This window comes from Streptomyces sp. ADI96-02, assembly GCF_003846185.1.
Classification (GTDB): Bacteria; Actinomycetota; Actinomycetes; order Streptomycetales; family Streptomycetaceae; genus Streptomyces.
In genome coordinates this window covers 3,703,483-3,710,789 of the sequence record NZ_ML123034.1, presented here as the reverse complement: position 1 = coordinate 3,710,789, position 7,307 = coordinate 3,703,483, and the positions used below count along the sequence as shown (strand labels likewise).

The following is a 7,307-nucleotide window of genomic DNA, read 5'->3' as shown; positions in this document are numbered from 1 at the left end:
AAGGCGACCACCCTGATCCTGGTCACCAACACCGTCTCCGCCCGGCAGTGGAAGCACGAGCTGGTGAAGCGGACCTCGCTGACCGAGGACGAGATCGGCGAGTACAGCGGGACGAAGAAGGAGATCCGGCCCGTCACCATCGCCACCTACCAGGTGCTCACGACACGGCGGAAGGGCGTCTACCCGCACCTGGAGCTGTTCGACTCGCGCGACTGGGGCCTGGTCGTCTACGACGAGGTCCACCTGCTGCCCGCGCCCGTCTTCAAGTTCACCGCCGACCTCCAGGCCCGCCGCCGGCTCGGGCTCACCGCCACGCTGGTACGCGAGGACGGCCGCGAGTCGGACGTCTTCTCGCTGATCGGGCCCAAGCGCTTCGACGCCCCGTGGAAGGAGATCGAGGCGCAGGGCTACATCGCGCCCGCCGACTGCGTGGAGGTGCGGGTCAACCTCACCGACGCCGAGCGGCTGGCCTACGCGACCGCCGAGGCGGAGGAGAAGTACCGGTTCTGCGCCACCACCGCGACGAAGCGGAAGGTGACGGAGGCGCTGGTGCGCAAGCACCAGGGCGAGCAGACCCTGGTCATCGGGCAGTACATCGACCAGCTCGACGAGCTCGGCGAGCACCTGGACGCCCCCGTGATCAAGGGCGAGACCAGCAACGCCCAGCGCGAGAAGCTGTTCGACGCGTTCCGTCGGGGCGAGATCAGCGTGCTCGTGGTCTCGAAGGTCGCGAACTTCTCCATCGACCTGCCCGAGGCCACCGTCGCCATCCAGGTCTCCGGGACCTTCGGGTCGCGGCAGGAGGAGGCCCAGCGGCTGGGCCGGGTGCTGCGGCCGAAGGCCGACGGGCACGAGGCGCGGTTCTACTCGGTGGTCGCCCGCGACACGATCGACCAGGACTTCGCGGCGCACCGCCAGCGGTTCCTGGCCGAGCAGGGATACGCGTACCGGATCGTCGACGCGGACGAACTGCTGGCCGGCAGCTGAGGGAGACGGGCCGACGGCCGGGGGGGGCGGGCCGGCAGCCGAGGGGCGCGGAAGGGGCGGGTGCGGACGGCGGCCGGACGCTCAGCGCGTGCGGCGGGCGACGACCGGCTCTCCCGCGTACTCCCCCATGACGACGACCCCGAAGGCGGTCGTCACGAAGACCTTCACGGCGCGCAGCGCGTCTCCGACGCGGTGGGGTCGGTGGTGACCGGTGACCGCGGTCGCGCCGTGCGCGGGGCCGGTCCTGCGTGGGTTCGCGGTGGCTGTGCTCATGTCTCCATGGTGCTCCGGTCACCCGAACGGACGCATCGGCCCGCGGAGGTAACCCGGGGGCGGGCCGCGTAGGCCTCCGGTGTCATGCCGGAGCCCGGCCGCGTGGGCCTCCGGTGTCAGCCAGGAGTCCGGCGTACCCCTCGGGTCCCTCCTACCGGAGAGGTGTCCCGTCGCCGCAGGCCGTCGGCGTATCCCCTTCGACCGGGCCGCCGGGCTGTGGCTAGAATCGCCGGTCTGCCCGCCTCCCGCACCGTGGTACCGGTCCGGAGGCGTCCGGCGGATCACGGCGGCGACGGCGATCGGGCGCTCCGGTCCCCGGGCGTCCTCGCGTACCGGCAGCCGGGGGAGCGCCGCCGACCGGACGGAAACCGGCCGACACCCACGCGATCATCCCGAGCGGACCGCGCCGGCCTCCTGCCGCCGGAGCACGCGGTCCGCCGCCCTGCGTTGAAGAGCCGGAGGCGACACCGTGCCCGCGCACGTAGCAGAGAGCGATTCCACCACCGACCCCCTGGCGCACGAACGCGCCCATCTCGCCGCGTCGCGCGCCGCCCTGCGCGCGATGCGGGAGGACGTACAGGCCCTCGACATCCGCGATGTCACCGCGAACTGGGTCAACGCCGCCGTGCTCCAGTCCCAGATCGACGACCGCGTCAAGGCGCTCGCCGACCTCTCGCACACCCCGCTGTTCTTCGGCCGCCTCGACTACCTGCACCGGGTCGGCGGCGATCTGGCCGAGGGCGCGGAGGGCGAGCGCTTCTACATCGGGCGGCGCCACGTGCACGACGCGGCCGGCGACCCGATGGTCATCGACTGGCGCGCACCGGTCTCCCAGCCGTACTACCAGGCGTCCCGGACCGACCCGAGGGACGTCGCTCTGCGCCGCCGCTTCGGTTACACCTCCGGCGAACTGACCGCCTACGAGGACGAGCACCTGACCGATCCGGCCGAGACGGCCCGCACCAGCCGGCTTCTCCAGACGGAGATCGAACGGCCGCGCGTCGGCCCGATGCGCGACATCGTCGCCACCATCCAGCCCGAGCAGGACGAGATCGTGCGCGGCGGGCTCGGCGGCACGGTCTGCGTGCAGGGCGGGCCCGGCACCGGCAAGACGGCGGTGGGCCTGCACCGCGTCGCCTTCCTCCTTTACGCGCACCGCGAGCGGCTGGCCCGCACCGGCACGCTCGTCATCGGGCCGAACCGTTCCTTCCTCCACTACATCGAGCAGGTTCTGCCCGCTCTCGGCGAGTTGGAGGTCAAGCAGGCCACCGTCGACGACCTGGTGACGGCCGATCTGGAGATCCGGGGCACGGACGGGCCCGCCGCGGCCGTGGTCAAGGGCGACGCCCGGATGGCCGAGGTGCTGCGCCGGGCGCTCCGCTCGCATGTGACGCCGCCGACCGAGCCCGTCGTCGTGGTGCGCGGCTCGCGCCGCTGGCGGGTGCCGGCGTACGAGATCGCGGAGATGGTCGAGGAGCTGCTGGCCCGCGACATGCGGTACGGGGCGGCGCATGAGGCGCTGCCGCAGCGGATCGCGCACGCCGTCCTCGTACGGATGGAGGAGGCGGGCGAGGCTCCGGACGACCGGGTGCAGAACGCGGTGGCCCGCGACCGGGCGGTGAAGGCGGCGGTGAAGGCGGTCTGGCCCGCCGTCGATCCGGCGAAGCTGGTGCTGCGGCTCCTGTCCGAACCGGAGTTCCTGGCCGAGCACGCCGGGGAACTGCTCACCGAGGATGAGCGGAAGGACGTCCTGTGGGACAGGCCGGCCCGGAGCGTGAGGTCGGCGAGGTGGTCGGCGGCGGACGCGGTGCTGATCGACGAGGCCCGCGATCTGGTCGCCCGGACGCACTCGCTCGGCCATGTGGTGCTCGACGAGGCGCAGGATCTGTCCCCGATGCAGTATCGGGCGGTGGGGCGGCGCTGCTCCACCGGTTCGGCGACCGTCCTCGGCGACCTCGCGCAGGGGACGACGCCGTGGTCGACGGAGAGCTGGGCCGAGGCCCTGCGCCACCTGGGCAAGGCGGACGCGGTGGTCGAAGAGCTGACGGCCGGTTTCCGCGTGCCGCGCGAGGTCATCGCGTACGCCTCGCGGCTACTGCCGGAGATCTCGCCGGGGCTGGCCGCCGTGGAGTCGGTCCGCGAGTCGCCCGGGTCGCTGGCCGTACGGGAGGTCGCGGGCGGGGCCGGAGCCCTGGACGCGGCCGTGGTGGCGGCCTGCGAGGAGTCGCTGCTGCGCGAGGGGTCGATCGGGTTGATCGCGGCCGACGCCCGGATTCCGGAGCTGGCGGAGGCGCTGACGGCGGCGGGCCGCGCGTACCTCTCCCCGGGCGAGGAGACCACCGCCGCGTCCCGGCTGACGCTGGTGCCCGCGTCGCTGGCCAAGGGCCTGGAGTACGACTACGTGGTGCTCGACGAGCCCGCGGCCGTGGTGGCGGGCGAGCCGGACGAGCGGACGGGGCTGCGCCGGCTGTACGTGGCGCTGACGCGTGCGGTGTCCGGGCTCGTCGTGCTGCACGCCGCCCCGCTGCCGAAGGCTCTGGGGTAGGGCGCGGGCTCCGAGGTGGGGCGCGGGCTCCGAGGTGGGGCGCGGGCTCCGAGGTGGGGCGCGGGGCGCCTCGCGAGGACCCCGGCCCCGCCCCTCCGGCGGCCGGGGTCAGGCGTCCAGGGCCTCGCGCCACTCCCGTACCGCCGCCGCGTCGACCGGGGCCGACCAGCCGGCCGGGCGGGCCGCGCCGCCGATGTGGAAGGCGTCGATGCCCGCCTCCCGCAGCCGCGGCAGATGGTGCAGGTGCAGGCCGCCGCCCACCAGCATCTGGGCCTCGTAGCCCGGTTCACGGCTGCGGGCGGCCTCGGCGAGGAGGGTGGGGATGCCGTCGTCGACACCGGCCGCCGAGCCCGCCGTGAGGTAGGTGTCGAGGCCGGGCAGGTCCGCGAGCCGTCTGCGCAGCGCCTCGCGGTCGGCGGCCCGGTCGATCGCGCGGTGGAACGTCCAGCGGCAGCCGTCCAGCTCCGCGACCAGCCGCTCGACGGCGGCGAGATCGGGGTGGGCGTCCCCGTCGAGGAAGCCGAGCACGAACTCGTCCGCGCCCTCCGCCCGCATCGCGCGGGCCTGGCCGGCGAGCACGTCGAGGTCGCCGGCGTCGAAACCGTCCGCCATCCTGAGCATGACGCGCAGCGGGATGTCCACGGCCGCCCGGATCGCCGCGAAGGTCTCCCGGGACGGCGTCAGGCCGTCCGCGGCCATGTCGGTGACCAGTTCGAGGCGGTCTGCGCCACCCGCCCGGGCAGCGACCGCGTCCTCCGCGTCGAGGGCGATCACCTCCAGGACTGCACGGTTGCTCATGGGTCCCCATTCCTCCAGAACGCGGCTATAGGTCTAGTCCAATGGCCAGCCTACGGGCCGGCCGGCGGGCGGCGCAGCACCCCCGCCCGATCCCATGATCGCGGCGACCCGCACCCGGGCCGCCGGCCCGATGGCGCCGGCCACCCGCGCGCCGGCCCCGGGACCGCCCGCGCCGACCGGGGAAGGCACTTGTGTTCGATAGGGGTGGGGGGTATACATGAAGAGAGAACGGGATACCCCCTAGGGGTATGATGGGGTATCCTGTCAGAGCTCCAGCTTCCCGGGAGGCCCCCGTGCCCGCGCAATCAGCCACCGCCCGCGCCGACGCCGGGACCGGTACCGGCGCACCCGCCGCCGGGGCTCCGGCCTCCGGCACGTCGGCGGTCGAGCTCGCGATCGGCGGGATGACCTGCGCCTCGTGCGCGGCCCGCGTCGAGAAGAAGCTCAACCGGATGGACGGCGTCGAGGCGACCGTCAACTACGCCACCGAGAAGGCCAAGGTCACCTACCGGGGCGAGGACGTCTCCGTCCAGGACCTGATCGCCACCGTCGAGGCCACCGGGTACACCGCCGAGGAGCCGCCCTCCCCCGAGGCGCGGCCCGACGCGGACGACGCGGACGACACGTCCGGCGGGAGCGCCCGGGACGCCCGGGACGCCGACGAGCTGACGCCGCTGCGGCAGCGGCTGGTCACGGCCGTCGTGCTGGCGGTGCCGGTCATCGCGATGGCGATGATCCCGGCGCTCCAGTTCGACAACTGGCAGTGGCTGAGCCTGACGCTGGCCGCGCCCGTCGTGACCTACGCGGCCTGGCCCTTCCACCGCGCCGCGTGGACCAACGCCCGGCACGGCGCGGCGACGATGGACACCCTGATCTCGCTCGGCACCTCGGCGGCGTTCCTGTGGTCGCTGTGGGCGCTGTTCTTCGGCACGGCCGGTATGACCGGCATGACGCACGCGTTCGAGCTGACGATCGCGCGCACCGACGGCGCGGGGAACATCTACCTGGAGGCCGCGGCCGGGGTGACGGCGTTCATCCTGGCCGGCCGCTACTTCGAGGCGCGCTCGAAGCGGAAGGCCGGAGCGGCGCTGAGGGCGCTGCTGGAGCTGGGCGCGAAGGAGGTCACCGTCCTGCGCGGCGGCGTCGGGACGACGGTCCCCACAGCCGAGTTGCGGGTCGGGGACCGGTTCCTGGTGCGGCCCGGGGAGAAGATCGCGACCGACGGTACGGTCGTCGAGGGCTCCTCCGCCGTGGACACCTCGCTGCTCACCGGCGAGTCCGTGCCCACCGAGGTCGCCGTCGGCGACACCGTCACCGGGGCCACGCTGAACGCTGGCGGCCGGCTCGTCGTCGAGGCCACCCGGATCGGGTCCGACACCCAGCTCGCCCGTATGGCCCGCATGGTCGAGGACGCCCAGAACGGCAAGGCGTCCGCCCAGCGCCTCGCGGACCGCGTCTCCGCCGTCTTCGTGCCCGTCGTGATCGCCCTGGCCGTCGCCACCCTGGCCTTCTGGCTCGGCACCGGGGCGGGCGCGACCGCCGCGTTCACCGCGGCCGTCGCCGTCCTCATCATCGCCTGCCCCTGCGCCCTCGGCCTCGCCACCCCGACCGCCCTCATGGTCGGTACCGGGCGCGGCGCGCAGCTCGGCGTCCTCATCAAGGGCCCCGAGGTCCTGGAGACCACCCGCCGCGTCGACACCGTCGTCCTCGACAAGACCGGCACCGTGACCACCGGCCGTATGACCCTGCACGCGGTGCACACCGCCGGGTCCGCAACCGAGGCGGAGGTGCTGCGCCTCGCGGGCGCGCTGGAGAACGCCTCCGAGCACCCCGTCGCGCGGGCCGTCGCCTCCGCCGCCGAGGCCGCCGGGCCGCTGCCGGTCCCCGAGGACTTCGCGAACGTGCCCGGCCTCGGCGTCCAGGGCGTCGTCGAGGGGCACGCGGTCCTGGTCGGGCGCGAACGGCTGCTGGCCCAGGGGGAGATCCGCCTCCCCGCCCGCCTCTCCGAGGCGAGGGACACCGCCGAGGCCGCAGGGCGCACCGCGATCGCCGTCGCCTGGGACGGCGAGGCGCGAGCGGTGCTGGAGGTCGCGGACGCGGTCAAGGACACCAGCGCCGAAGCCGTCCGCCGCCTGCGCGCCCTCGGCCTGACCCCGATCCTCCTCACCGGGGACAACCAGGCCGTCGCACGGACCGTCGCCGCCGAGGTCGACATCGACGAGATCCACGCGGAGGTCATGCCGCAGGACAAGGTCGACGTCGTCAAACGCCTCCAGGCCGAGGGCCGCTCGGTCGCCATGGTCGGGGACGGGGTCAACGACGCCGCCGCCCTCGCCCAGGCCGATCTCGGACTGGCCATGGGCACCGGTACGGACGCGGCGATCGAGGCGAGCGACCTCACGCTCGTCCGCGGCGACCTGAACGCCGCCCCCGACGCCATCCGCCTCGCCCGCCGCACCCTCTCCACGATCCGGGGCAACCTCTTCTGGGCCTTCGCCTACAACGTCGCCGCCCTCCCGCTGGCCGCCGCCGGACTCCTCAACCCGATGATCGCCGGAGCGGCCATGGCCTTCTCCTCCGTCTTCGTGGTCGGCAACTCGCTGCGGCTGCGCGGCTTCAAGGCCGGGTGAGCCGGACGGGCGTCGCCGGAGGGCGACGCCCGGGGCGGCGGTCGCGGGGTGGTCTCACGGCTCCCGGGGCCGCC

5 protein-coding genes are annotated in these 7,307 nt (G+C 74.2%); 3 read left to right on the top strand and 2 right to left on the bottom strand.

Annotated elements, in window-relative coordinates; all coding sequences use genetic code 11:
* On the top strand, positions 1-987 hold a 987-nt coding region (locus EES43_RS31390; RefSeq protein ID WP_241192452.1), incomplete at its 5' end, for a DEAD/DEAH box helicase.
* Positions 988-1,068: 81 nt separating this feature from the next.
* Here the strand turns inward: EES43_RS31390 and EES43_RS16315 are convergent.
* Positions 1,069-1,260 (bottom strand): hypothetical protein, encoded by a 192-nt coding sequence (locus EES43_RS16315; protein WP_124269395.1) that lies wholly within the window; start codon positions 1,258-1,260, stop codon positions 1,069-1,071.
* 469 nt (positions 1,261-1,729) lie between these two features.
* Between EES43_RS16315 and EES43_RS16310 the strand changes: the two genes are divergently transcribed.
* Positions 1,730-3,805 (top strand): HelD family protein, encoded by a 2,076-nt coding sequence (locus EES43_RS16310; protein WP_124269394.1) that lies wholly within the window; start codon positions 1,730-1,732, stop codon positions 3,803-3,805.
* 108 nt (positions 3,806-3,913) lie between these two features.
* On the opposite strand, the gene EES43_RS16305 is transcribed toward EES43_RS16310, so the two are convergent.
* Positions 3,914-4,603 carry a copper homeostasis protein CutC gene (locus tag EES43_RS16305; RefSeq protein ID WP_124269393.1) on the bottom strand — a complete coding sequence of 230 codons (690 nt, stop codon included), beginning with the start codon at positions 4,601-4,603 and terminating at the stop codon, positions 3,914-3,916.
* A gap of 395 nt (positions 4,604-4,998) precedes the next feature.
* On the opposite strand from EES43_RS16305, the gene EES43_RS16300 reads away from it, so the two are divergent.
* A complete protein-coding gene (locus tag EES43_RS16300; RefSeq protein ID WP_277426087.1) occupies positions 4,999-7,233 on the top strand; it encodes a heavy metal translocating P-type ATPase in 2,235 nt (744 codons plus the stop codon).
* Positions 7,234-7,307: the final 74 nt, after the last annotated feature.

Coding starts and splice junctions, on each gene's coding strand:
- EES43_RS16315 (WP_124269395.1), bottom strand. CDS start 1,260: ATGAGCACAGCCACCGCGAACCCACGCAGGACCGGCCCCGCGCACGGC.
- EES43_RS16305 (WP_124269393.1), bottom strand. CDS start 4,603: ATGAGCAACCGTGCAGTCCTGGAGGTGATCGCCCTCGACGCGGAGGAC.